This window comes from Vibrio sp. 2017_1457_13 (genome assembly GCF_030851525.1).
In the GTDB taxonomy this organism is placed as follows: domain Bacteria; phylum Pseudomonadota; class Gammaproteobacteria; order Enterobacterales; family Vibrionaceae; genus Vibrio; species Vibrio metschnikovii.
Genome location: NZ_VHTA01000006.1, coordinates 59753 through 83572, shown reverse-complemented (window position 1 = coordinate 83572; position 23820 = coordinate 59753). Strand labels below are relative to the sequence as shown.

The 23820-nt window shown below is 44.0% G+C and carries 21 protein-coding genes and 1 tRNA gene; 11 read left to right on the top strand and 11 right to left on the bottom strand.

Translation table 11 applies throughout. The features are described 5' to 3' along the window. Positions 1–150: 150 nt before the first annotated feature. Positions 151–1026: a TraB/GumN family protein gene (locus FKN88_RS09630; protein WP_158138796.1), complete on the top strand. Its 876-nt coding sequence runs from the start codon at positions 151–153 to the stop codon at positions 1024–1026. Positions 1027–1063: 37 nt separating this feature from the next. Here the strand turns inward: FKN88_RS09630 and FKN88_RS09625 are convergent. Continuing rightward, positions 1064–1140 (bottom strand) — tRNA-Pro (locus FKN88_RS09625). A 791-nt stretch (positions 1141–1931) separates the two neighbouring features. On the opposite strand from FKN88_RS09625, the gene smrA reads away from it, so the two are divergent. Both smrA and rluF read left to right on the top strand, forming a co-directional pair. After that, a complete protein-coding gene (gene smrA, locus FKN88_RS09620; protein ID WP_083544909.1) occupies positions 1932–2510 on the top strand; it encodes a DNA endonuclease SmrA in 579 nt (192 codons plus the stop codon). An 82-nt stretch (positions 2511–2592) separates the two neighbouring features. Beyond that, the gene (gene rluF, locus FKN88_RS09615; protein WP_306687511.1) at positions 2593–3591 is read left to right on the top strand and encodes a 23S rRNA pseudouridine(2604) synthase RluF; all 999 of its coding nucleotides are present in this window, start codon (positions 2593–2595) and stop codon (positions 3589–3591) included. 73 nt (positions 3592–3664) lie between these two features. Here the strand turns inward: rluF and upp are convergent, their stop codons facing one another. Then, entirely contained in the window at positions 3665–4291 is a 627-nt protein-coding gene (gene upp, locus FKN88_RS09610; RefSeq protein ID WP_004394693.1) for a uracil phosphoribosyltransferase, read from the bottom strand. A gap of 167 nt (positions 4292–4458) precedes the next feature. Between upp and purM the strand changes: the two genes are divergently transcribed. Both purM and purN read left to right on the top strand, forming a co-directional pair. Next, positions 4459–5499: a phosphoribosylformylglycinamidine cyclo-ligase gene (gene purM / locus FKN88_RS09605; RefSeq protein ID WP_306687512.1), complete on the top strand. Its 1041-nt coding sequence runs from the start codon at positions 4459–4461 to the stop codon at positions 5497–5499. A gap of 3 nt (positions 5500–5502) precedes the next feature. Beyond that, positions 5503–6141, top strand: a complete 639-nt coding sequence (gene purN, locus FKN88_RS09600; protein ID WP_154170371.1) for a phosphoribosylglycinamide formyltransferase — start codon at positions 5503–5505, stop codon at positions 6139–6141. Positions 6142–6199: 58 nt separating this feature from the next. On the opposite strand, the gene FKN88_RS09595 is transcribed toward purN, so the two are convergent. Both FKN88_RS09595 and lpcA read right to left on the bottom strand, forming a co-directional pair. After that, positions 6200–7045, bottom strand: coding sequence for a class II glutamine amidotransferase (locus FKN88_RS09595; protein ID WP_306687513.1), 846 nt, complete (start codon positions 7043–7045; stop codon positions 6200–6202). Positions 7046–7110: 65 nt separating this feature from the next. Continuing rightward, positions 7111–7686: a D-sedoheptulose 7-phosphate isomerase gene (gene lpcA, locus FKN88_RS09590; protein ID WP_004394689.1), complete on the bottom strand. Its 576-nt coding sequence runs from the start codon at positions 7684–7686 to the stop codon at positions 7111–7113. Between the two features lie 299 nt (positions 7687–7985). Here lpcA and fadE point away from each other — a divergent pair, with 299 nt between their 5' ends. After that, entirely contained in the window at positions 7986–10430 is a 2445-nt protein-coding gene (gene fadE / locus FKN88_RS09585; RefSeq protein WP_186463405.1) for an acyl-CoA dehydrogenase FadE, read from the top strand. 126 nt (positions 10431–10556) lie between these two features. Here fadE and FKN88_RS09580 read toward each other — a convergent pair whose 3' ends face one another. Then, on the bottom strand, positions 10557–11810 hold the full coding sequence (locus tag FKN88_RS09580) for a TIGR03503 family protein (protein ID WP_161425176.1): 1254 nt from the start codon (positions 11808–11810) through the stop codon (positions 10557–10559). 8 nt (positions 11811–11818) lie between these two features. Further along, positions 11819–12559 carry a DNA polymerase III subunit epsilon gene (dnaQ, locus tag FKN88_RS09575; protein ID WP_306687514.1) on the bottom strand — a complete coding sequence of 247 codons (741 nt, stop codon included), beginning with the start codon at positions 12557–12559 and terminating at the stop codon, positions 11819–11821. Positions 12560–12615: 56 nt separating this feature from the next. On the opposite strand from dnaQ, the gene rnhA reads away from it, so the two are divergent. Further along, positions 12616–13077, top strand: a complete 462-nt coding sequence (gene rnhA, locus FKN88_RS09570) for a ribonuclease HI (RefSeq protein ID WP_154170369.1) — start codon at positions 12616–12618, stop codon at positions 13075–13077. An 81-nt stretch (positions 13078–13158) separates the two neighbouring features. Here the strand turns inward: rnhA and FKN88_RS09565 are convergent, their stop codons facing one another. Continuing rightward, on the bottom strand, positions 13159–13893 hold the full coding sequence (locus FKN88_RS09565) for a class I SAM-dependent methyltransferase (protein ID WP_154170367.1): 735 nt from the start codon (positions 13891–13893) through the stop codon (positions 13159–13161). A 36-nt stretch (positions 13894–13929) separates the two neighbouring features. Here FKN88_RS09565 and gloB point away from each other — a divergent pair, with 36 nt between their 5' ends. Both gloB and FKN88_RS09555 read left to right on the top strand, forming a co-directional pair. Next, on the top strand, positions 13930–14688 hold the full coding sequence (gene gloB, locus FKN88_RS09560) for a hydroxyacylglutathione hydrolase (RefSeq protein WP_154170365.1): 759 nt from the start codon (positions 13930–13932) through the stop codon (positions 14686–14688). Between the two features lie 72 nt (positions 14689–14760). Beyond that, complete coding sequence (locus FKN88_RS09555) at positions 14761–16341, top strand: LysM peptidoglycan-binding domain-containing protein (protein ID WP_154170363.1); 1581 nt, start codon at positions 14761–14763, stop codon at positions 16339–16341. A gap of 156 nt (positions 16342–16497) precedes the next feature. Here FKN88_RS09555 and FKN88_RS09550 read toward each other — a convergent pair whose 3' ends face one another. Continuing rightward, a complete protein-coding gene (locus FKN88_RS09550; protein WP_154170361.1) occupies positions 16498–16923 on the bottom strand; it encodes a phosphate-starvation-inducible protein PsiE in 426 nt (141 codons plus the stop codon). A 298-nt stretch (positions 16924–17221) separates the two neighbouring features. Between FKN88_RS09550 and FKN88_RS09545 the strand changes: the two genes are divergently transcribed. Both FKN88_RS09545 and FKN88_RS09540 read left to right on the top strand, forming a co-directional pair. Next, a complete protein-coding gene (locus tag FKN88_RS09545) occupies positions 17222–18415 on the top strand; it encodes an acyl-homoserine-lactone synthase (protein ID WP_154170359.1) in 1194 nt (397 codons plus the stop codon). Next, positions 18408–20963, top strand: coding sequence for a hybrid sensor histidine kinase/response regulator (locus FKN88_RS09540; protein ID WP_154170357.1), 2556 nt, complete (start codon positions 18408–18410; stop codon positions 20961–20963). Before FKN88_RS09545 ends, FKN88_RS09540 begins: the two co-directional genes overlap by 8 nt. An 89-nt stretch (positions 20964–21052) precedes the next feature. Here FKN88_RS09540 and FKN88_RS09535 read toward each other — a convergent pair whose 3' ends face one another. The 3 genes from FKN88_RS09535 to tilS all read right to left on the bottom strand — a co-directional run bounded on the left by FKN88_RS09535 (position 21053) and on the right by tilS (position 23795). Further along, the gene (locus tag FKN88_RS09535; RefSeq protein ID WP_154170355.1) at positions 21053–21895 is read right to left on the bottom strand and encodes an endonuclease/exonuclease/phosphatase family protein; all 843 of its coding nucleotides are present in this window, start codon (positions 21893–21895) and stop codon (positions 21053–21055) included. 93 nt (positions 21896–21988) lie between these two features. Beyond that, positions 21989–22327 carry a nitrogen regulatory protein P-II gene (gene glnB, locus FKN88_RS09530; protein ID WP_004394677.1) on the bottom strand — a complete coding sequence of 113 codons (339 nt, stop codon included), beginning with the start codon at positions 22325–22327 and terminating at the stop codon, positions 21989–21991. 121 nt (positions 22328–22448) lie between these two features. Further along, entirely contained in the window at positions 22449–23795 is a 1347-nt protein-coding gene (gene tilS / locus FKN88_RS09525) for a tRNA lysidine(34) synthetase TilS (protein WP_154170353.1), read from the bottom strand. Positions 23796–23820 lie beyond the last annotated feature (25 nt).

Genomic DNA, 23820 nt, shown 5'->3' with positions numbered 1-23820 from the left:
GATAATGATCACTTTTCGTAGCAGCAATCGCTGATCGTCAACTTAAAAATAAAAGTAAATTTGTGATTAAGATCTTAAGTTTATAGTCATTCTGATTATGTTATTTACGCTAGAGTATCTCTTTAACTCAAGTTTAAGGTGAACACTATTTTGTTGAATTCTCGATTACTCTCTTATTTAGCCATTTTTTTCGCCTTAGGCCTTCATGCTGAGCCACTCTACTGGCAAGCAACAAAAGGAAATTTGTCTTTTGATATCGTTGGGTCTATCCATGTGGGTAAATCATCCATGTACCCCTTGCCGAGCACTTTGTATGAACGCCTCGCAACCAGCAATGGTTTAATTATTGAAGTCGACCTAAGTGATTTGAAGGCTATTACCTATCCAATCCCTTCCGTAACCAGTCAACAAATACTGACCACACAACAATATCGTCAGTTGGATAATATGGCGCAACGACTCAAACAAAACACAGATAGATTGGCCAATCTTCCACCATGGAGTAGCGCGCTACAACTGCAGTTTTTACATCTCCATCAGCTGGGTTATTCTGCAGAACAAGGGGTTGACCTACATTTTATTCGTCAAGCCAAGCAAATCGGTATAACGCTGCTTCCTTTAGAGACCGCACAATATCAAATCGATGTGTTAACGAATTTACCTAATGACGGACAAGAGCTATTGATAGCGCTACTCGATGAATGGGAAAACCAACACAGCATGACTGAATGTCTGCTCGAAAGTTGGCAAAGTGGCGATAGCGTAAAGCTAGAACAGCTTTTAAAACAGACGAAGATGTCAGCTGAGATGGAAGATTCATTGATTATCAAGCGCAATCATCAATGGGTAGATAAGCTAATTTCGCCAGACTTTCTTCCTTCATCATCTGGCCATTATCTCGTTGTCGTGGGGACACTTCATTTGGTGGGGAAAGATAATGTATTAACGTTATTGCAAGACCAAGGTTTTGATCTCATTCAACGTAATCAAAGCCAACAAGCAACTTGTTTTCCAGCTAAGCAATAACGAAAAAGCCCCAGCACAATGGCTGAGGCCTTAAATATGGTCGGTGAAGAGGGATTCGAACCCCCGACCCTCTGGTCCCAAACCAGATGCGCTACCAAGCTGCGCTATTCACCGAATTGATTTTTTACTTTGGATTAGCGAAAGAAGAAGCTCCTCTGGTCCGCTATTCCTAAACCCAGAGATGCACTACAAAGCTGTGCTAATCACTGAATTGATTTTTTACTTTGGATTAGCAAAAGAAGAAACTTCTCTGGTCCGCTATTCCTAAACTCAGAGATGCACTACAAAGCTGTGCTAATCACTGAATTGATTTCTACTTTAGATTAGCGAAAGAAGAAACTTCTCTGGTCCGCTATTCCTAAACCCAGAGATGCGCTACCAAGCTGCGCTATTCACCGTTCTATGTTGGGTATGTTACCGATTCTTTTTTGTGAAGCAAGTCCTTTTCGACGCTTTTCAATTTTCCAGATGACGTTCGAACAAAACTTGAACAAAGCGAACAAAATGTGATTAAAGGCACACAATCTTAAACATAAATGCAACCAATTAACTACATTTGATCCAGATCAGCGTCAAACCTTGGGCAGGGTTTTAAGGTGTCAGGGTCTTTAAACACTTTGTGAGAAACAGAGACGTCAGACCTAAGTAACGACTGGGTAATGCTATCCGCTTAATCTACAGACGGTCAGCCTCAGGCTACTTTTAGCCAGTTTAGTGGTTTACAAAGTGATCAAGGACAAATCTCCTCACTAGATCGCTTAGCTTCGATTGTTAAATAGTCTCACGCTATGCACCGAAGTAGATAATTTGTCTACTTCGGTTTTTTTTAATAACAAACTGATCAACGCTTTCTCTGCATCGGTATAATCAACTTACCAAGCCAATTGCGAATTTAAGGTGTGATGATGCCTAACGATGATTTAGAACTATTTCAGCAAATGATGGATGATGTGAAACCACTGGCTCACGATGTCGCACAACTTAACAAACCGCATACTATCACCGAAGCACAACTCGCCAAACGCCAAGCAGCCATCACGTTATCGACGCAAGAACCGGATTATCTTTCCATCGATTGCGCCCCCATGCTCAAACCTGATGACATCATTGAATATAAAAAAGCAGGCATTCAGGATGGGGTGTATAAGAAACTCCGCTTAGGTAAATACCCCTTACAAGCACGACTAGACTTACATCGAAAAACCCTCAAACAAGCTCGCGACGAAGTGATTCACTTTATCGCTCAATGCATAAAAATGGACTTGCGAACCGTGCTCATCGTCCATGGTCGAGGGGAGCGCTCTACCCCACAAGCGTTAATGAAAAGCTTTGTCGCCAGCTGGTTAACTCAAATTGATGAAGTACAATGCGCGCATAGTGCACAACGCTTTCACGGTGGAAGTGGTGCGGTTTATCTGCTGTTAAAGAAAAGTAAAAATCAGAAAAGTGAGAATCGAGAACGCCATCAAAAACGGCTTGGTTAAAGTGCAATAACTGGTAAAATGCTCCGTTCATCTACTTCATTTCATTTTTTCACCATTCCGTTGAGAAACGTCAGGAGTTTTCATGTCATCGTTAACCGAAAAACGCTTAAATAAATACATTAGTGAAACGGGCTTTTGTTCGCGCCGTGAGGCCGACAAACTGATTGAGCAAGGTCGTGTAACCATTAATGGGCAACTGCCACCAATGGGCAGCAAAGTCACTGAACACGACCAAGTATGCATTGATGGCAAACCGGTCGGCTATAAAGAAAAACCGATTTATATTGCGTTAAATAAACCGACTGGCATCACCTGTACCACCGAACGAGATGTCCCTGGTAATATTGTCGATTTTATTGGACACAATAAACGTATATTCCCCATCGGTCGCCTCGATAAACCCTCTGATGGGTTGATTTTTTTGACTAATGACGGTGATATCGTTAATAAAATTTTACGTGCCGGTAATAACCACGAAAAGGAATACGTGGTACGGGTCAATAAACCGATTAGTGCAGAATTTATTCGTCAAATGTCTGCGGGGGTCAATATTCTTGATACCGTCACCCTACCGTGTAAAGTGGTTCAAGAGACCCAGTACTCATTTAGAATTATCCTTACCCAAGGATTAAATAGACAAATTCGTCGCATGTGTGAAGCACTGGGTTATGAAGTGTTTAAACTACGTCGTGTACGTATTATGAACATCACACTAGATGGCATACCGAATGGTCAATGGCGTTATTTAACCGATGCCGAAGTCAATGAGATCCTCGCGATGTGCGAAGGCTCAGTCAGTACTGAAGAGGCATCAAAAACCGATAGTTCAGGTAAACAGATCCGCAAAGCCACCGATGCAAAATTGTTTGATAGTCGATTGGCGCAATCCAAAACCACCTCCGAAGCTCCCCACAAAACGTATCAGGGGCGTCAAGCCCATGAGTTTCGTCATGCGCCAAATTCAAAAAAAGGGCGAGAACAGCGCCAGCAGCACGGCGACGTTAAACGTAACGACAATACTGCTCGCTCTGCACGCCGTAATCCAACCCGAAAAGCCGGCACGCTGAGCTTGAAAAAATAGCAGACCTTGAAACATGATGAGGAGCCAAGGCTCCTCATCATGTTTGTATCACTTAGCGAATTAAAAAACGCCGTTATTTAGTACCAAAAATCTTATCGCCAGCATCTCCCAAACCAGGCACGATATAGCCTTTGTCATTGAGTTTCTCATCAATGGCGGCGGTGTAAAGTTCAACATCTGGATGCACTTTTTTCAGCGCTTCAATGCCTTCTGGCGCAGCGACCAAGACTAGCACTTTTATTTGATTACATCCTTTCTCTTTTAGAAGATCAATCGTTGCAATCATCGAGCCACCAGTCGCCAACATAGGGTCAACCACCAGCGCAATACGCTCTTCAATGTTCGATGCCAGTTTATTAAAGTAAGGCACTGGCTCAAGTGTTTCTTCATCACGGTAGATGCCGACAACACTGATTCTTGCGCTAGGAATATGCTCTAGTACCCCATCCATCATACCAAGGCCCGCACGTAGAATCGGGACAACCGTGACCTTTTTGCCTTTAATTTGATCAACAGCGACAGGACCATCCCAGCCTTCAATCGTCACTTTTTCTGTCTCAAAATCTGAAGTCGCTTCATAAGTTAATAAACTGGCAACCTCAGTCGCTAGCTCACGAAAACGTTTAGTGCTGATATCACCTTCTCGCATTAAACCCAGTTTATGTTTGACTAGAGGGTGTTTCACTTCAACAACTTTCATTTTCATCTCCGGCATAATTTAAATAAACTTTTCGATTATACACGCATTTCTACCTATTTTAAGCGTTTAAAGCTCGATAAAAAAACTGACGCAAACGTTTTCCTTTTTGATTTAAGCCCTGTAGAATAGCGGCGTTTTCATATCCAATTAGATCGAGGACTTCCCCCGTGAGCGGTAACAACACTTCTCTTAGCTACAAAGATGCCGGTGTAGATATTGATGCAGGCAACGCACTGGTTGAACGAATTAAAGGCGCAGTAAAGCGTACTCGTCGTCCTGAAGTTATGGGTGGCCTTGGCGGCTTTGGTGCCCTGTGTGAACTTCCAAGTAAATACAAGCATCCGGTTTTGGTTTCTGGGACCGATGGCGTAGGGACAAAACTACGCTTAGCTTTGGATATGAAAAAACACGACACCATCGGCATCGATTTAGTGGCGATGTGCGTCAATGACTTGATCGTACAGGGCGCTGAACCACTGTTTTTCCTTGATTACTATGCGACCGGAAAACTGGACGTCGATACAGCAGCGGATGTCGTCTCTGGAATTGCCGATGGCTGTGTCCAAGCGGGATGCGCGTTAATCGGCGGAGAAACAGCAGAGATGCCGGGAATGTACGAAGGCGAAGACTATGACGTCGCTGGGTTCTGTGTCGGTGTGGTTGAGAAAGAAGCGATTATCGATGGTTCCAAAGTGGCCGTGGGTGATGCACTCATCGCTGTCGGTTCCAGTGGTCCTCACTCTAATGGCTACTCACTGATCCGTAAAATTCTTGAAGTCTCGGGCGCTGATAAGAATGAACAATTGGCTGGTAAAACCATCGGTGAACATTTACTTGAACCAACCCGAATTTATATAAAATCTGGCTTAAAGCTGATTGCTGAACATGATATTCACGCTATTTCTCATATTACTGGCGGCGGTTTCTGGGAAAACATCCCACGAGTATTACCGCAAGGAACTAAAGCGGTGATTGATGGTAGCAGTTGGCAATGGCCAGCGATTTTCACTTGGCTACAAGAGAAAGGCAATGTAGCAACGCGTGAAATGTATCGTACGTTCAACTGTGGCGTCGGCTTAGTGATTGTCCTACCTCAAGCCCAAGCTCAAGCGGCGGTTGAGCTGCTACAGCAAGCAGGTGAAACGGCATGGGTTATCGGTCAGATTGCTCAAGCACAAACCAATGAAGAGCAAGTAGAGATCAAATAATTCATGAAAAGTATTGTTGTTTTAGTTTCAGGAAATGGTTCTAATTTACAAGCGATCATCGATGCTTGTGAGACAAGTATCCATAATGGCAAAGTAACGGCTGTTTTTTCAAACAAAGCAACAGCATACGCTTTAGAGCGAGCAAAAAAAGCGGGAGCCGCAGCGCATTTTATTGATCCTAAGGCCTATGAAACTCGTGATGCATTTGACGCTGATTTAATGAAGTGGATGGATGAATATGCGCCAGATTTAGTGGTACTCGCTGGCTATATGCGTATCTTAAGTAGTGATTTTGTTCGCCATTATTTTGGTCGGATGATCAATATCCATCCCTCATTACTGCCTAAGTACCCAGGGTTAAACACTTATCAAAGAGCGATTCATGCTGGCGATGAAGAACACGGTACTAGCGTCCACTTTGTTACTGAACAATTGGATGGCGGCCCGGTGATTTTACAAGCCAAAGTGCCTATTTTTGATAACGATACGGTAGAAAGCCTGACTGCTCGAGTACAATCTCAGGAATATCGTATCTATCCCTTAGTCGTACAGTGGTTTGTCGAAGGACGCTTAACCATGACGAATGGCAAAGCCCTTTTGGATGGTCATATTTTAGGGATTCATGGCTACGCGGATCAGTAGCTCACGCCACGAAATAACCAAGGGGAGTATCAACTCCCCTTGGTATTAATGAAACTCTTTAGCCTAACGGTTCAGTCGGGGCCTGATTAGCCGGCTTGGCTTGGGCAAAGGCGACCGCAGTCAATTGGTCAACATTCGTCGCCACTCGCTCACCTAAGTGGAACAAATTAAACTCGCCTGGCTTCATACGTTGCCATATTTCATTTCCTGTCAAAGGTTGAGTAGCAATCACCGAGACTACATCATTAGGCGTCGTCTCTTCTTGAAAATTCACTTCAACATCTTCATCAATCAATGCTGCATGACCAAAGGGGGCACGACGAGTGATCCAGTACAGATGGTTAGTACAATAACTCATCAGATAATCGCCATCAGACAAAAGCATATTAAATACGCCTTTATCACGCAGTTGATCGCATAATTGACTCACATACTGGAAAACCGACAGCATATTGTCGGGGATCTGCGGGTAACGCTGCTCTAACTTATCCAGTAACCAACAAAATGCCGCTTCACTATCAGTTTGACCAACCGGGCGATGACGCCCTTGCGCCAAACGCTGATAATCAACCAGTTGACCATTATGCGCAAAAGTCCAATATCGCCCCCATAATTCACGCGTGAACGGGTGGGTATTTTCTAAGTTAACCGCCCCACGATTCGCTTGACGAATATGGCTAATCACTGCACAACTTTTTATCGGATAGTTCTGCACCAACTGAGCGATTTGTGACTGACAACTGGGCGCTGGATCTTTAAACGTCCGAAAACCACGACCTTCATAAAAGGTTATCCCCCATCCATCACGATGGGGACCCGTTTTACCGCCGCGTTGCATTAAACCCGTAAAGCTAAAGCAGATATCGGTCGGAACATTGGCACTCATACCGAGTAATTCACACATGGTTTATATCACTCCTAATAAACCCTCGGCGATTAGATTCACTCTCAGCAAACCCATCGTTCGATTTATGCCATCTCTTTTTCAATCAGTTGGATAACAATGTGAATGATTTTAATGTGCACCTCTTGGATGCGATCAGCATAACCAAAATGTGGAACGCGAATTTCTACATCAGCAAGGCCAGCCATTTTTCCACCATCTTTTCCGGTTAGGGCAATCGTCTTCATCCCTTTCGCCTTCGCCGCTTCAATCGCTTTTAAAATGTTGCCTGAATTACCTGAAGTAGAAAGACCAAACAGCACGTCGCCTTTGCTTCCCACCGCTTCTACGTAGCGCGAAAAAACGTAGTCATAACCAAAATCATTACTTACACAAGAAAGATGGCTGGGATCTGAAATCGCAATTCCAGGATAACCCGGACGATTGTCACGATAACGACCCGTTAACTCTTCAGCAAAATGCATCGCATCACAATGCGAGCCGCCATTACCACAAGACAGTACTTTCCCACCCTGTTTAAAAGAATCAGCAATCATTTTTGCTGCAGCTTCAATTTGCGCAATATTGTGATCATCGCTTAAAAAGGCATTCAATACTTCGGCGGCTTCATTAAGTTCACTGCGAATTAAATCATGATACATAATCTGGTCTCTTGGTTATTCTGCTGACAGGTAAGTTTCAATTAGGGAAACTCAGGTATGTCATTGAGTTTACCCAAACGAGATTCTCTGTCGAGAGTCTGTTCTCAACAAATTGACCGAATCCGATGATATTTTCTATGCAAAATTGACGCTTGACGCACAATTTGCAGTTTTCTTTTCACTGAGATCACTTTTTGACCGGTTTGATATTTTACATTTCATTAATATATTGATTACAATCCTACTGGTTAGACCACTTCACCCATCAGGTCTCATTGAGTCTGTAAAAGGAAATAATTATGGATATCTTGCTCTCTACACTCGGCATATTGCTGGTATTAAGCGCTTGCTTATACCATCGTACGTCGCTATTTACTGGATTAGTCGCTTTAACCCTAACCATGTTTGGCTTAACCCTGTTTGGCCCGATTGGTTTCTTTGGCTGGGTTATCTATCTAGCGGCAGTCGCTATTTTTGCCGTTCCATCCGTTCGCCAAAGCTTAATCAGCGGGAAAGCTCTACGGGTTTTTAAAAAAGTATTACCTGCCATGTCACAAACGGAAAAAGAAGCACTCGAAGCGGGTACCGTGTGGTGGGAAGCCGAGCTATTTAAAGGTAAACCAGACTGGCAACAACTGAAAAATATCAAAGCTCCAACACTGAGTGCGGAAGAACAGGCTTTCCTTGATGGCCCAGTTAACGAAGTCTGCGCGATGGTGAATGACTATCAAGTCACTCACGAGTTGGCCGACTTACCCCCTGAAGTCTGGCAATATCTGAAAGATCATAAATTTTTTGCGATGATCATTAAGAAAAAATACGGCGGTTTAGAATTTTCAGCTTATGCACAATCTCTGGTACTGCAAAAATTAACCGGTGTCTCTGGAGTGCTTTCCTCCACCGTTGGTGTTCCAAACTCTTTAGGCCCAGGTGAGCTGTTGCAACATTATGGTACTCAAGAGCAGAAAGACTACTATTTACCTCGCCTCGCGGAAGGTAAAGAGATCCCCTGTTTTGCACTCACTAGCCCAGAAGCGGGATCGGATGCTGGCTCTATTCCAGATTTTGGCGTGGTCTGCAAAGGCGAATGGGAAGGGAAAGAAGTGCTTGGTATGCGTCTCACCTGGAACAAGCGTTATATCACTTTAGCCCCCGTCGCTACCGTACTTGGCTTAGCTTTTAAACTGCGAGATCCTGATGGCTTATTAGGTGATACGCCTGAACTGGGCATCACCTGTGCTTTGATACCCACTCACTTAAAAGGTGTTGAGATTGGTAATCGTCATTTCCCGCTCAATGTGCCTTTCCAAAATGGTCCAACCCGAGCGACCGATCTTTTTGTTCCCCTTGATTTCATCATTGGTGGGCCAAAAATGGCTGGGCAAGGCTGGCGTATGCTGGTTGAGTGTTTATCGGTTGGTCGTGGTATTACTCTTCCCTCCAACTCAACGGGTGGCCTAAAAACTGCGGCGTTAGCAACCGGAGCTTATGCACGTATACGCCGTCAGTTCAAGCAACCGATTGGTCAAATGGAAGGCATTGAAGAACCACTCGCGCGTTTAGGGGGCAACGCTTATGTGATGGATGCAGCGAGTAATTTAACCGTAGCAGGCATCGATTTAGGCGAAAAACCGTCCGTTATTTCAGCGATAGTGAAGTACCACTGTACTCATCGTGGTCAACGTTCAATTATTGATGCCATGGACATCGTCGGCGGAAAAGGGATCTGCTTAGGCCCAGCCAACTTTTTAGCGCGTGGTTACCAAGGTTCACCGATTGCCATTACCGTTGAAGGGGCGAATATTTTAACTCGTTCCATGATCATCTTTGGTCAGGGAGCCATTCGCTGCCATCCTTATGTACTAAAAGAGATGGAAGCCGCTTACTCAGACCGTTCAGACGCTGTAGAGCAGTTTGACCAAGCTCTCGCTGGCCATGTTTCCTTTACTTTAAGTAACCTAGTGCGCAGTATTTGGTTTGGGATTACCGATGGCTATGGCTCGGCAGCGCCAAGCAAAGGCCCCACCAAGCGTTATTACCAAAAACTTAATCGTTACAGTGCCAACTTAGCATTACTGGCCGACATTTCGATGGCGGTATTGGGTGGTTCACTCAAACGTAGAGAGCGCTTATCCGCCCGCCTTGGAGACATATTAAGTCAATTGTACTTAAGCTCTGCGACTCTAAAACGCTTTGAAAATGATGGACGACCAAGTGAAGATTTACCATTCGTTCATTGGGGACTTCAAGATAGTTTGAAACAAACCGAACTAGCGATTGATGAGTTCCTAGCTAACTTCCCTAATCCTGTTATTGGTAAGTTACTTCGTGTTCTTATTATGCCTATTGGACGAGTTCGCAAAGCGCCCAATGACCATTTGGATAGTCAGGTTGCTCAGATCTTACAAACCCCTAGTGCTGCACGTTCACGCTTAGGACGTAATCAATACTTACTGCCAACCGAACACAACCCAGCAGGTAAGATAGAACAAGCGTTGAGTATTATTCTCCAAGCTGAGCCAATCTTTACTAAGATGTGTGACGCGCTCAATCAGCGTCGTCCTTTTACTCAATTGGATCAGCTAGCGAAAATCGGTTTAGAGAAGCAGTTGCTTACTCAGTGGGAAGCGGATCTATTGATTGAAGCTGAGGCCCATCGCCTATACACGATTAACGTTGATGATTTTGACCCGCAGGAACTTGCAGCAAAAAAGTCTCACCCCAAACTCGAAGAAGTCGCGTAACTTCAAACGAGAAAAAGGGGACCACTCAATCAGAAAAAACGAGCGTTTAGCGTTTGCTCAATAAACAAAAAAGGAGGCTTGCCTCCTTTTTTGTTGCGGTTCTTTTCTTTTCTTCACTATTGTGGTTTACGGTTTTTTCGGAATATTTAGATTCATCTCTTGTATGGCTACCGCTTTCGCTTTCAGCTTACGACGAATAAACCACCCAGCAAGCGCAACAATAATAACGAAAAAATTACCCAAAATAATGTACATCATCGTACGGCGGCGAGCTTGCTCTTGCATATGTTGAATGAGCTTTTCTTGCTCTAAACGACGAAGATTTTCTAACTCAGCTTCTTGCATACGCCGAGTCGTCGCTAAATCAATTTCGCTTACCACCCCATAGGTTTGCTCTCGAATAGGGAAGATGAGTGGTCTTTGGGTCGCTAAATCCGTCGCATAAACTTGCCCATTCCACGCAAAATTACCAAATTGCTTCTCATTAGGGACCATTAGAACAACACCTAAACCAGAGGGGTCGGCTTGCCCTTGGGCAAGAAATGGCGGTTGTCCTAATTCTCGATGCTCGATATGCGCAACCATAGAACCAGGCTCTATCATGCCTCGTTCACCATTAAAACTAATTTGATGAGCAACACCTTGAGTTCGTGACTGAATAAAGGTGGCCACAACTGGAGCGGGATAAACCAAAATTACCTGTTCTTGAGCACGTAAAAAGACACCATTGCCCGAAGTGATGCGCACACGGTACTTACCCGGTTCAGGGGTTATCGGTAAAGCGACGGTAAAAACACCATCACCCGGCTTTTCATCTAATCCTCGACCATCATCGGTAAATTGCCCAATTACTTCGGGAATTGGACGCATTTCTTGAGGTAACTGTTGTTCATCGTCGACATAACGAGTAAAGGTCACGGTAAGCTTAACCCGATCAAGGAAATCTCTTAATAACAGCGGCTCGCCGTCCGAGGTTAAACGCGCGGTAAATTTAATCGTTTCATCTTGATATAAGCGATGCGGTAATTGTTCGGTTTGAAGCTGCAAATGCGAAATCAAACGCACGTGGTTATTGGGCGAAATCTGGCCTATAGCTTGCCACGGCCCCGGCATCGGTTTATCAATCGAAACGATATCCATTGATGACTCTTGATACCAACGAACGTAATCAGGGTGACGAGAAGCATAATACTTAAAACCGTCTGGGCGAACTAATACCACAGGACGGGAGTTTTGCTCTCGATAAATGACAAAGGTGATTTGTGAAATCGTAGGATCCACCCGAAAACGGTTATCAAGCAAGGTAAGCGATGATTCATTGCTGGCAAAACTTCCTATACTGCATAACAAACTCAGTATCACTATTCCTAGCCGTAACATACTCTCTCCTACTGACGCCAGAGGCAAATTCCACTTTTTTCAACCACATCCAAACGTTGTTGGTGAGCTTCTATTTCATCGGCCGATGCACGTAAAACCTTAAGGTTTTTCCTCCCACCTTGTACGCGCTGCACAAAACTCCCAGCCGGCTCGCCACTTTGTGAACTAGCAGAAAACTGTAATGAAGTCTGCCCACCAGTCATTAATAAATAAACATCAGCGAGGATTTCCGCATCGAGCAAAGCGCCGTGCAAGGTTCGATGTGAATTATCTATCCCATAGCGATCACAAAGAATATCGAGGTTATTGCGCTTACCGGGGAAGATTTTCTTCGCCATCGCCAAGGTATCGGTAATTTTGCAATACTGCTCAGTTTTGCCAATCGCAGGGTTGACTTTGGCGAACTCATAATCCATAAAGCCGACGTCAAATGACGCATTATGAGCCACTAACTCTGCCCCTTTGATAAAGTCTAAAAACTCCTGATGGACTTCTTTATATTGCGGCTTATCCACTAAGAAAGCATCGGTAATACCATGAACTTCAATTGCTTGCGGTTGAATCTCACGATCTGGTTTTAAATAAACATGAAAATGCCGGCCGGTTAATTTCCGATCGATAATTTCAACCGCGCCGATCTCAATGATCCGATGGCCTTCATAATGAGGTCCGCCTTCAAAGTTCATACCTGTCGTTTCGGTATCAAGTACCACAATACGATTGTGTTGCGAATTGCTGCTAGTATTCATAAGGATATCTATGTCAGACTATGCCAATTGTGTGAATAATCCAATAGTATCAAATCATGAACAAACAAGTGGAAATTTTCACTGATGGGTCGTGTTTAGGCAATCCTGGCCCGGGTGGCTATGGCGTAGTGTTACGCTATAAAAAAACTGAAAAGACCTTATCGAAGGGCTATCGCCTCACCACCAATAATCGAATGGAAATGCTCGCGGCGGTCATCGCTCTACAAAGCTTAAAAGAGCCCTGCGATGTCATCCTAACCACCGACAGCCAATATGTTCGTCAAGGCATCACTCAATGGATTCATAACTGGAAACAACGAGGCTGGAAAACGGCGGATAAAAAACCAGTGAAAAATGCCGACTTATGGCAAGCCTTAGAAAAAGAAACCGCGCGACATCAGGTGGATTGGCGCTGGGTAAAAGGGCATGCCGGTCACCGTGAAAATGAAATGTGTGATCAATTGGCACGTAGCGCGGCGGAAAACCCAACGGAAGACGATGTCGGTTATCAACCCTAAATTCATGACTACCAAGTCAATTTAGAATGGCACATAGGCTCGCTATCGTCTGGTTCAACCAGCGCTTGGAAATAACACCAACTATTGATCTTCTGACTTGACCCGATAGTTAAAACCAACTGGCGAGAAACGTCGCTTCAAACGCCAGTGTGGTTTAATGGGTTTAAGTGGATAGGTTCGCTTGCGAGCAACAATAAAATATAAGCTTCCTAACGGACTTGCCCAGCCACCCATCGCATTTTCTAACCAGGCCCACAGCGGACGATATTTCTGCATCGGAAAAAGCGCGTATTGATCACATTCTAAAACTTGATAGTTCAGCACACTGAGCCAATCTTTAATCCGGCTCGAAGTAAACATCCTCCCACTCCAAGGAAGGTTATGTTTACGCCAAGGCATCGTACTGGCAAGGCCAGTTAAACTGATCGGATTAAAACCAGTAATAATCACATAACCGTCATCAATCAATACTCGGTCGACTTCACGCAAAATACGGTGCGGGTCGTTACAGTAATCTAATTGATGGGCAATAATCGCAACATCAATGCTCTTTTCCAAAAAGGGTAAATCATAAGCATCAGCGATGACCGTATGGAGCGGATTATGGATATCCAGATGGACTTGGTGTTGAATAGTACAATTACCGCTGGACAGCTCACAGCTCAAACCGCCCAATTTTAGCATGTGATAACCGAAAAGCTTTGGACACCACTCGTCAAGCCGGGTTTGAATAGACTCACACACCCACTGGCCATTTTTTAGTTGGGACCAAGAGTGAGGACTCTCAATTTTTTTTTGACTGCGTGCTGGTTTCATTGCTAAATCGCTTTACCACGTGACTGGAGATAACTCATGTTACACATCAAAAGCATACCCGCATTTAACGATAATTACATCTGGCTGATTGAAAATAGCGATCGCCGTTGTGCGGTGGTCGATCCGGGGGATGCTCAACCTGTTTTAGCTTACCTACGACAGCAGGAATTAACCTTAGAAGCCATTCTGATCACCCATCATCATCATGATCATATCGGTGGCGTCGCCGAATTAGTCCGCCAATATCCTCATGTGGATGTTGTGGGGCCAGCTCAAGAACCCATTCCCACCCTCACTCATCCCGTTGAAGATGGTGATCAAATTGAATTATTTGACGAACGTTTTATGGTCTTAGGACTTCCTGGACACACTTTAGGCCATATTGGTTATGTCGGTGACAGTAAGCTTTTTTGTGGCGATGTGCTGTTTTCTGCAGGCTGTGGGCGGGTATTTGAAGGCACGATGGAACAAATGTTTTCCTCACTCAATAAATTATTAGCATTACCTGAGGAAACCGAAATCTATTGCGCTCATGAATACACCGCCAGTAACGTCGCTTTTGCGATGGCCGTTGAACCTGATAACGAACAGTTACAAATTTATCGCGACACCGTAATTCGCATGCGTGCACAAGGTCAAGCTACACTCCCCACCACCTTACAACGTGAAAAATGGGTCAATCCCTTCTTGCGTACCGGGGTTCCGAGCGTGATTAAGTCAGTAGCCAATCGTACTGAACAACATGATCCACTCGCTATTTTTAGCGCTTTACGTGAGTGGAAGAATGAATTTTAACGATTTGCTACTTGTCATCCGCTTAATACGACAAGTATTATCAGCAGCCAATTTATGACAAGGCTGTGTGATATGCGAGTACAATTCAGCTGGGTAATTGCACTGCTATTAGCAGGTTGCCAGCTTACCCAGCCAGAGATCGAGACCAGTTCAGAAACCAATCAACGCAAGGTAAAGCCAACCGATCAGCAGGTTCAAGTACAAAAGTCACCAAAAAAAACCGCTAAACCTCACGTCGTGGCGCCTAAAATTGACGTCCGCTCACCACAAGAGCAAGAGGATGTCTGGCAACGTATCGCGATGCAGCTAAGCATGCCGATTGCTGACGATCCTACGGTCGATTATTACCGTAACTGGTATCTCAATCATCCCAATCATCTCGCCACTGTTGCCAAACGTGCCGAACCGTTTCTGTACTTAATTACTGAAAAGATTGAACAACGCGAACTGCCGTTAGAGCTCGCTTTACTGCCAATCGTAGAAAGCTCCTTTGATGCCTTTGCTTACTCTCATGGCCAAGCCGCAGGGCTATGGCAGTTCGTACCAGCGACGGGCAACATGTTTGGTTTGGAGCAAAATTTTTGGTATGACGGCCGTCGAGATGTGGTTGCCGCCACTGATGCTGCGCTCGAATATTTAACCCGTTTGAATCAGCGTTTTGACGGCGACTGGTATTTGGCCATTGCGGCCTATAATAGTGGTGGTGGCCGGGTCTCGAGTGCAATAAGAAAAAATACTCGACTCGGTAAAGAGACCGACTTCTTCTCTTTAGATCTGCCCAAAGAAACCAGCAGTTATGTGCCTAAACTTCTCGCACTGGCAGATATTGTCGCCAATCAAGAACAGTATGGGATTTCCATTCCTAGTATTAGTAATCAACCCGTATTAGCCTTGGTTGATCCTCAAGAGCAGTTAGATTTAGCTATCGCGGCCAATTATGCGGGGATCAGCGTTAAAGAGTTACAAAGTTACAACCCTGCCTATAATCAATGGGCGACCGCCCCAGAAGGCCCACATCAACTGTTAATACCCGTCGATAGAGTCGATGAGTTTAGTGAACAAGTTGAATCAAACCGTGGTCAAGGGATGAAGTTGGTTCGCTATCAAGTACAAGCCGGCGATAGCTTGAGTGTGATTGCTCAGCGGCATAATACCACCACGCAAATCATTCAAACCGCTAATAACCTCACTAGCCATACCATTCGTGTCGGACAACATTTAATGATCCCAACCTCTGTCACCGATGAAGAGGCTTATGCATTAAGTGCTAATAATCGCCTAGCAAGAACACAGTCGTTAGCACGAGGTCAATACCAACTTAACCACACCGTACGCAGTGGGGAAAGCCTATGGACCATTGCTCGCGCGCACAATGTCTCTTACCAAGCTTTGGCGCGTTGGAATGCGATGAGCCCGCAAGATACGCTACGAGTCGGTCAACAACTGGTCATTTGGAAACAAAGTAGTGAAGGCGCAATTATTCGCACTGTGTTTTATCAAGTACGCAGTGGCGATACCTTAAGCGATATCGCTTCGCGTTTTAAAGTCAACACCCAAGATATCGTCAAGTGGAATGAGCTTGCGAATCAACGATATCTACAACCGGGACAACGCTTAAAACTGTACGTGGATGTAACGCAAGTAAGCGTGTGAATGGGTTCAGAGAGTGATACGTAACGTATCACTCTTTTTTTGTTGATTAAAAAGACAAACACTTACCTTGTGATGATTGACCCCAAAATAGAAACCTTGGTGTCAACCAGCCTACTTCGAGTATCGATAACTTTCTCATCAGCTGTGCTAAATTAACTACTCGTCTTTATCTTGAGTATGCCTATCAACGTACGGCCAATAGTGATGTCCTGCACGAATGAGCAGCGTCGCTGCCGCTAAAATAAATGCCGCGAAAGAGAGCCAAACAACGGGGACTGCATCCAAATCTTTCATACCGAGGGTAATATAGCGGGCGATGGCCATCATCGCGATGTAGATAGGATAACGCACAGGAATTTTGCCATTAACCACAAATTGCTGCACCATCGCCAACACTTCGAGATAAATAAACATCAACAGAATATCGGTCAGTAATACTTGTTTTTCAACAAAAACATGTATGAACTCGTGTCCAATTGCATATACCGTTGCCAAAGTAATAGCAATAAGTAGTACCGCTTCCAGTAGATGAAACATTTTTAAAAATGGACGGCTAAACGATTTAGGTAAATTTGACGGCATAGTGGCTTATCCAAGCAAATCAAAATAGGTAGGTGTTGAGTTTATCATTCCTAAGCGCAGATTGATTAAGGGATTAGAGAAGAACTTAAGCATCCTCTCCCGATCGCTAATCACGCAAAGCCTCTCCATTCAGGTTGAGTATCTCATTTTAATCATGACTCATTTTATACTAAGTTGTGAACAGTCAACGCAAGTAGTAGACTGGATTGAATATGCCATTAGTATGTTATAACTAAATAACTTAATCTACTGGTGTTATTATCAATAAAAATAAAATAATCTAGGCTAGGTTCACTCGATGCAACTAATATCATCTTTACGCTCACTGTTGACGAGCACTCTTCCGGTCGACCAAAAACAGCAAATGCTCATCGCGTTGGTGATCAACACCTATCCATCGCAACAGCGTACTGACCTTTTCCTCTCAGTGACAGACTGCCGTAAACAACAATTAGTCGATCTTTTCCCTGAACATCACAATACAAGTTTCTCGGTATTATTTGAGCTGATCGACTATCGCGAACTCATTCAACGCTATCCGAATACCCTGTCCGAGGAGATAGCACTACTTGAGCAAATCGTCGGCGAGTGTTATTCACATTGGCTGGACTTTTGGTGTGAATGTGAGATAGCCACCATCAAAGCGAACTCCGTCATTGATACTGCCGCCGATGAGATTGAGCTACCACTGGAAGATCAGGCTTACTATGGCTTATTGATCGATAACATAGAAAATTCCGATCTTCTAGTCACTACGCCCAGTCACCCGCAAAAAATGCTCATCAAAGAGGCCATCACTTTAAGCAATCTTGAGCTATTTATCCAAGGTGAAAAGTGGTACGAGATGCTGCCTCTCTTGTCATTATCACAAATGGGTAAACACTTTGTGTTGCTCAAATACCCCAATAGTGGCAAGGCGCCCACCCTAGTCGCTTCAATGTTAGTACAAGATTGGGCATCGAATCAGACTTGGCTCAGTTATGCACCGCAGTTTAGTAATCCACAGTGGCAATTCTGCTTGCCCGCACAGGGTTATGATGTTTTCTCGACCTTATCGATTTTCCAACCAGCGCTGTCAAAATGCGATTCTCTGCCAGAATTCGATCGGCAATTTAGGTTACGATTATCCGCTAAAAATAGGGTCTGTGAAGTGCTGCGTTTCACAGTAAGTGGAAATGCTAAGCAGAAGCTCTATTTTGTCTATCTTGCTCAAAAAGAAATCATTAGACTATTGTGCCTAGCTGGGTACAAAGTTAGTTTATTCGCTACCGCTCAACCTTTTATTCTAAACTTTTATCAATCTATTGAACACAATGCGTATTTTTATTTTGGATATTGCGACTTAAATAATAATGGAATAAAAACTTACCGTTGCTTTTGGAATATTGAAATAATTAATAAAGTATTTAATCATATCTATTTTCTCGACTATAAGTATGCGGTTCGTCAAAGTAGGAAGCTCGATTCAGTAGAAAAGGAAGAGTATGTTTGATGCTAACTTAGGTACAATTCTCTATGCCAAAACAATAACCCTTCTTGCAACCATAGCAGTTGTAGTGGTCTGGCTAACCTACTATTGCTATCGACTTAAACAAAAAAGCAAGATGATTTGGGGAACATATCACGCCTCTTACATCGCCTATTCCTGCTGTATTATTGCTTGGATAGTCAGTAATACTTATTTTCATACTAATTGGCTCGTCAAGTTTGGTACAGATAGAGCAATCTTTATGGCGGAACTTGCTAATATTAGTGCATCACTAGCTTTTGTTTTTGCCTATTACTTCTCATGTCAGCTCTCCGCCGAACAAAGAAAAGGCACAATATATCTTTGGCAACGACTAATATTTATTACTATAGCGGCGTATTCGATAATCATTAATTCACAATCTAATCTTACGGTAAAGCATGTGGATATCGTAGGGCCGAGCGAGTTTATTATTGAGTTTGGACCACATACGCCATACTTCTTTGGTGCCATGCTGTGTTCAGTGATACTAACATTATTCAACTTGGTCGCAATGCGAACCAATAGCAGTAAACTAACACTAGCCAAAACTAACTATATGATCGCAGGTATCTTGGTATATATGCTTTCAACGCTCGCAATCCAAGTCGGGATCACCTTTTTTCTTCAAGATTTTTCACTCACTTGGCTACCACCAGCACTCTCGATCAGTGAAATGTTATTCGTGGGTTATGCCCTATTGACATCACGCTTCTACAGTGTGGAATATCTTGCTTATCTATGCCTCAATACCCTGATGGTGTGTGGCGTGTTAACTATCCCTTTAGGCATGGTCTTCATGCTTCTTACCGACAACAGTCAGTGGCTGTTTGTTATCCCATTTTGTGCACTGATCGGTGTGACTTGGGCTCCACTCTATAAAAACGTGAGTCGTTATGCCGCGTTACTGATTTACGGCAATCGACAAACTCCCGTTGAACAAATTCTCGCTTTGGAGGAAGACTTCAAGTTATCCATCGATGATGCGATGCGCCGTTTAGGTGAGTTACTACAAATACCGAGTGATAAGCTGCGCCTCGTGAGCAGTAATCACAGCGAAGCCGTTTACGCACGTTACCTTTCCTCTAAACAAACGGCTCTGGTTTTTGATGAACTGTTTGAAAAACTGGATAATAAAGTCACTGAAAAAAGCTCAGTCAAAGCACTTTATGACAAGATGAGCGCCAATAATACCGCATTAGTGATGCCACTATTCGGCCACGGAAAATCGGTGACGCATTTATTGATATCGCCACATAAAATCAACAATCAGATGTTTTCTCATGAAGAAATCTCGGCTCTTCAAACCTTACTAACCCGAATACAAAGTATTATTGAGGCAGATCGCCGTATCCATCAAAGCCGAGCACTGGCCAATTCGATTGCTCACGAAATGCGTAATCCACTGTCTCAAGTTCAGTTGTGTTTTGAAATGTTAAAAAAACACGTTGAACATCAAGCACCAGCCCAGCAAATAAAGCAAGATATTGAGAGCGGCCAAGCTGCCATTCAACGTGGGCGTCAATTAATTGATATTATCTTACGTGAAGTAAGCGATAGTTCACCAGAACACGAACCCGTTACGATGACCTCGATTCATAAAGCGGTCGATCAAGCTGTCAGTCAGTACGGTTTTGAGAACGAAAAAGTCGTTGAGCGAATTCATTTACCACAACAAGATGACTTTGTTGTTAAGCTCAATGAAACCTTATTTAATTTTGTCATTTTCAATCTCATTCGTAATGCCATCTATTATTTCGACTCTTATCCCAACAGCCAAATTAAGATCACAACCCAAACGGGTACTTATGAAAACATATTGATATTCAAAGATACCGGTCCAGGGATTGATGAGACTATTGCTGATAAGATCTTCGATGATTTCTTCTCTTATCAAAAAAGTGGAGGCAGCGGTTTAGGGCTCGGTTATTGTCAACGTGTTATGCGCTCCTTTGGCGGCCGAATTGAATGCAAGTCTAGGCTGGGGGAATTTACCGAATTCCACCTATCCTTTCCTATTGTACCCAATGCCCCACAAGCAGACTCGCTTCGTACCCCTTATTTCGACGATTGGCAATCGAATCAAACCGCTACGGAAGATAACTACTTTCCCTCACCGGTTGTTAATTCATTATCAAGCCATAATTCAACGCCCACCGTACTCATTGTTGATGATAAAGAAATACAGCGTACGTTGGTTAAACTGTATTTAGATCAACTTGGCATTAGTAGCTTACAAGCAAACAACGGCGAGAGTGCGGTAAATATCGTTAAAACTCATTCTATCGATTTGATTTTGATGGATATCCAGATGCCAGTCATGAATGGGTTTGAAGCGAGTAAAATCATCAAAGCACATTTCCCCGCCATTCCGATCATTGCACTATCGGGAGAATCAGGGAACCATGAGCTCAAAATGATCAGTCTATTGATGGATGGCCGCCTAGAAAAACCGACTTCCCTACCGGCATTACAAGATCTGATTCGCCATTGGTTTAGTAAAAATGTGCTATCGAATACTGAGTATCAATAATCCAACCATAACCAAGCTACAATCAACAGGCTGACACTGCGAGGTACAAGCAAGCTGTATTACGGCTTACAATATCTATTAATCAAGGCCTATAAACGAAAAGACACCAACATTGGATTATGATCAGAAGCATCGGATTCCGGCGCTTGAGCTTGCTCTAAGGTTAATCCTTTATAGAATACATGATCCAGAGGTAACCCCGTCATAAATCTCAACCGTTGATCGGGAGTAAATTCGACTTCTTTCATTTGTAGTGACAACAGTGCTGACTTTAAAAACCGAGCTCGCTGTTGATTCCAACTATTAAAATCGCCGGCAACAATCATCGGCCCATTGTGTTTTCTTAACGCACTAAGCAGGGATTCAAGTTGCTCACGATAGGCTTTTTGTCCATAAGTAAAATTAACCGCATGCAAATTAACCACGGCTAAGGTTTGGCCATCACTCAGCGCATAATGAGCAAAAATACCCGATTTAGGTAAACGTAACCAAGGCTCTAGTTGAGTATAAGCACAGGCTAAGCGAGGCATACGATAGCTAAGGTTGAGCACCCCAGAAGAAGCGCCAAAGACACGAAACGCATCCACATAAGCTCCGTCCCAAGCTTGTTGACTGATCCACTGGCGTAGCGCGGCAGTCATATTCGCTTCTTGCAATAAAAGTAACTGAGCATGCTCACTGTATCGGGTCAATTCACTTGCCCAATTGTCACGGTTTTGTTTGTAGATATTCCACACCAATACCGTTAATTGACCGTCATTATCAATCGGTTCTGCGTCAGGGTTCTGATAGCAGACTAAATCTCTCCCTAGTGTATCTTGACCTAAGGTGAGCAGTTGTGGCTGTTTCGAGATCGAAAATATGAGATGAAAAATAATCGTGACCGTAAGCGTTATAATAACTGGTAAAAATAAAAGATAGCGTTTTTTCATTAGACTCACCAGCATAGAAAACTAACGCTTTCACTTCTTATCATCTGACACCTAAGAAGCGAAAACCGTCTTTACGATCTCATCAAACAATGATTAGATCGCATCTTCATCTTCTTCACCAGTACGGATACGCACCACTCGTTGAATATCACTGACGAAGATTTTACCATCACCGATTTTGCCGGTTTGCGCCGTTTCAATGATGGTATCAACACATTGATCGGCCATTTCTTCACTGACGACAATTTCTAATTTCACTTTTGGTAAAAAATCCACCATATATTCCGCACCGCGATAGAGCTCAGTATGCCCCTTCTGGCGACCAAATCCTTTCACTTCAGAGACCGTCATCCCTGTGATCCCCACTTCAGCCAGCGCTTCACGGACATCATCCAATTTGAATGGTTTGATAATCGCTTCAATTTTCTTCATGTTCATCCCTTACACGGTTTCGTTATCAGAGTTTTATTCGGGTAATCCAAACGCAATCTTGAATACCTTTAACTTATGCTGCGTATTATCGGTTAGCGATGGGTAACAATCAATACAAAGCCTAAGCATTACCCTGCTTGCGCTCATTTCCATCCAAAGCCGTGATCGGCGACTTATCCCACAAAAGCCGGCACTCTTGCCCTGAAAAATCACGATCCACAAATAAATCGGCGATAGCGACGACCCTATCGTGCTCGAGTAAAATCGGCATACGACGCCGTTGCCAACTAGGAATCGCGTATTCTTGAAACAGCTTTTTCAGTTTCCGAGAACCTGCCCGCCCCACTGGACAAGCGCTTAATCCTGTCGGATCAAAGGTCACTCGCAAAGCATCTTGATGAACCGGTAAGCGGATATTACCTTGTCGATCTAACGACAAGGTTAACTTACCAAGCTGATCGGGTAGTACGAGTGGGGTATCTAAGCGGATCTTTTGCCGCCACTCACTGATATCGGCAACGGAAGTAACACAAAAAAGAAGATCATTAAAACGACGAATATCATACGCTTTGAGATGTAAAATCGGGTTAGCGCCCGCCTCTGCCAGCGCCACTTGACTCCAGATCATCTCGGTATGCTGACGACTGGGTAGCACACGCTGCTGCTTGGCTAGCCAGGCACGGATCAGTTGTCGCCGCATGGCATCGCTACACTCTTTTAGTCCTTGAATCGATAACGCACCATCCGAGTTAATCATATTCGCCAGTTTTTCCGCCAGCAACTCTTCAATTAACGTTTCTTGTTCAGCACATAATTCGGCACTGCGTTGCACCGCCTGACGAAAAGAGGGCCAACGCTGAGTAAGGATTGGCGCAACTTGATGCCGTAAAAAGTTACGGTCATAGCGTAAATCGGCATTGCTTTCATCATTGACTGACGATAATTGATGACATTGGGCAAACTGCTCAATCTGTTGTCGAGTGACGGCTAACAGTGGCCGAAGTAATTGCCCCTGACTAAAGGAAGCACAGGCAGCCATAGCCGATAATCCCTTAGGGCCACTCCCTCGCTTCAAAGCCAAGAGAAAAGTCTCTAGTTGATCATCAGCATGATGACCCAATAGCAAGGTGTCTTGCTGATTGACGTATTGCGCTAATACCCGATAGCGTGCATCGCGTGCTAATTTTTCAATACTTTCGCCGCTATCGCGCTCAAGTGCGACATATTCAACATCAAAGGAGATATGGCTTTGATTACACCAAGTTCGGCATTGCTCAACCCAATGATCGGCATTACGACTCAATCCATGATGGACATGCACCGCACGCACGTTAACCGCATTCTGGTCCCGATATTGGGCCAGTAAATGCAGCAGCACTCGTGAGTCGACACCACCACTGAGTGCCAAAACCAAGTCTTTTGTATCGTGGGCTTGCAGTTGATGAGAAAAATGCCGGTACAAATCCATACTGATCTTCTTAGGTCGAGATAAA